Raw genomic sequence first — 2,454 nt, 5'->3', positions numbered from 1 at the left:
CCAGGGCGCGGGCCGGGTCGTGGACGCCCTGGCCACCGCGGTGGGCACGTCCTCCGGCCGGGAGGCACGCGTCGCCGCCGAGGAGCGGGTGCTCGCCGGGGTGCTCCGCGCCCGCCCCGCCCGGGCGGGCGACGCCGAGCTGCTCCTGGCCTGGCGCAACGACCCCGGCACCCGGCGCTGGTCGCGCAGCCACGACGAGGTCGATCTCGCGACGCACCGCCGCTGGCTCGCCGGGTCGCTGGACAGCGACGACCGGCTGCTCCTGGTCGTCGACGACGCCCGCGGCCCGGTCGGCACCGTCCGCTGGGACCGCGCGGACGCCGCCTGGGAGGTGTCGATCACGGTCGCGCCGGAGCGCCGTGGGGAGGGTCTCGCCGGGCCGCTGCTGCGGGCCGGGGAGGACGCGCTGCGCGCCCGCACCGGCGCCGAGGCCCCGGTGACCGCCGTCGTGCACACCGGCGACGACGCCTCGGCCCGGCTGTTCGCCCGGGCGGGCTACGGCGACCCCACCGGACCCGACGCGGACGGCTTCCGGACCCTGCACCGCGTGCTATGACCGGGTCGGGTGTCGTGACGCAACCCGCACGGCACCCCTGCGGCACACCGATGTGACCTACCCTTCGCGCGTGTCCGGATCCCGTCCCGCGCTCCCCGCGGCCGACCTCGCCCGCGTGGTCGTGTTCGCCGCGTTCATCGCCGTCCTCGGGCTGTTCCCCGGCTTCGCCGGAGTGGCCGGGGTCCCGATCGTCCTGCAGAACGTCGGCCCGATCCTGGCCGGTGTGATCCTCGGGTGGCGGCTCGGCACGGCCTCGGTCGCGCTGCTGCTGGTGCTCACCGCGGTCGGGCTGCCGCTGCTGTCCGGCGGCCGCAACGGCGCCGCGTTCTTCGGCCCCAGCGGCGGGTTCCTCGTCGGCTGGCTGTTGTCCGCGCTGGTCGCGGGCCTGGTCGTGGCGCGGTTCCGGTCGCGGTCGCTGCCCGTGCTGCTGCTCGCCTGTCTGGCCGGGCTGCTCGCCGACTACGTGATCGGCATGCCGTGGCTGGGCGTCTACATCGGCGACGTCACCGGTGGGATCGTGCAGTCCCTGGTCTTCGTGCCCGGTGACCTGATCAAGATCGTGCTGGCCGCGCTGATCGCGTCGCTGGTGCACCGAGCCCTGCCGGACCTGCTGCCGGTCCGCTCCGCGTCGTCCGAGCCCCGGGTCCGGTGAGCGGGGCGGAACGCGAGACCGCCGACGACGCGGCCGCGCCCGTCGTCCCCGCCCCCTGGCTCCCGCGCGGGCTCGCCGACGCCGTCGCCGCGGCCGGGGAGCGCCTCGCCCGGCTCGGGGTGCGGGCCGGGGAACGCGTCGTGCTCGACACCCCCACCCGGGCCCGCTGGGCGGTGCTGCCCTACCTGCTCGCCGCGGACCGGCTGGGTGCGGCGTCGCTGCTGGCCGACGCCGGCTGGACCGGCCGCGAACGCGACGCGGTGCTCGCCGACGCCGCGCCGCACCACGTCGTCGGCACCGACGGCCGGGCCGCGACCGCCGACGGCGGAGCGCGGACGCCCGGGCTGTTCCTGCTCCCGACGACCTCGGGCAGCACCGGTGCCCCCACCGTGCTGGCCCGTGACCGGCGCTCCTGGCGGATCGGGTTCGACATCCTCGGTGCGCTGCCCGGACCGGTCCTCGTACCGGGGCCGCCGTCCTCGACGCTGTACCTGTTCGGGGCACTGCACGCGCTGCACCACGGTCTGGGCCTGGTCACCCGCGGCCGCCTCGACCCGACCGACCTGCCCGACGGCGGCTCGGTCCACCTCGTCCCCGCCCAGCTCAACGCCCTGCTCGACGAGCGCGAGCGCCGCCCGGGCGGCGGCCCCGCACCACGGGTCGTGGTGTGCGGTGGCGCGCACGTCGCGCCGGGGATGCGGGAGCGGGTCGCGCGGCTGCTGCCCGGCACCACGCTGCTCGAGTACTACGGCTCGGCCGAGCACTCGCTGATCGCCACCCGCCGCGACGACGGCCCGCTGCGCCCGGTCGAGGACGTGCACCTCACCGTGCGCGACGACGTGCTGTGGGTGGAGAGCCCGCAGTCGGTGCACGGCCGGTTCACCCGTGGCGCACTCGTCCCGGCCGGCCCCGGTCCGACGACCGTCGGCGACCGCGCCGAGCTCACCGACGACGGCGGTCTGACCGTCCTCGGGCGCGCCGCCACCACCATCTCCTCCGGCGGCACGCTGGTCGCCGCCGAGGAGGTCGAGCGGGTGCTGCGCGGCGTCGCGGGCGTCGGGGACGTCGTCGTCGCCGGGACCCCGCACGCGTCGCTGGGGATGGTGGTCACGGCGGTCGTCGAGGCCCGCGACCGTGTCCCGGACCGGCGGGCGCTGCGTGCCGCGGCGCGGGCCGGGCTGTCCCCGGCGAAGCGGCCGCGCCGCTGGCTGGTCACCCGGGCGTTGCCGCGGCTGGGCTCGGGTAA

3 protein-coding genes are annotated in these 2,454 nt (G+C 77.8%); all 3 read left to right on the top strand.

Translation table 11 applies throughout. The features are described 5' to 3' along the window. The coding region (locus NH602_RS30120) for a GNAT family N-acetyltransferase (RefSeq protein ID WP_253069596.1) at positions 1 to 556 on the top strand (556 nt) is incomplete at its 5' end. 70 nt (positions 557 to 626) lie between these two features. Continuing rightward, positions 627 to 1,208, top strand: coding sequence for a biotin transporter BioY (locus tag NH602_RS30115; protein ID WP_073573787.1), 582 nt, complete (start codon positions 627 to 629; stop codon positions 1,206 to 1,208). Then, positions 1,205 to 2,454: class I adenylate-forming enzyme family protein (locus NH602_RS32085; protein ID WP_253069595.1), on the top strand; the 1,250-nt coding region annotated here is incomplete at its 3' end. The genes NH602_RS30115 and NH602_RS32085, both read left to right, overlap by 4 nt.

It is taken from the genome of Pseudonocardia sp. McavD-2-B, assembly GCF_024124365.1.
Classification (GTDB): Bacteria; Actinomycetota; Actinomycetes; order Mycobacteriales; family Pseudonocardiaceae; genus Pseudonocardia; species Pseudonocardia alni.
The sequence above is the reverse complement of the archived record's forward strand: the minus strand, read 5'-3'. Positions and strand labels throughout refer to the sequence as shown.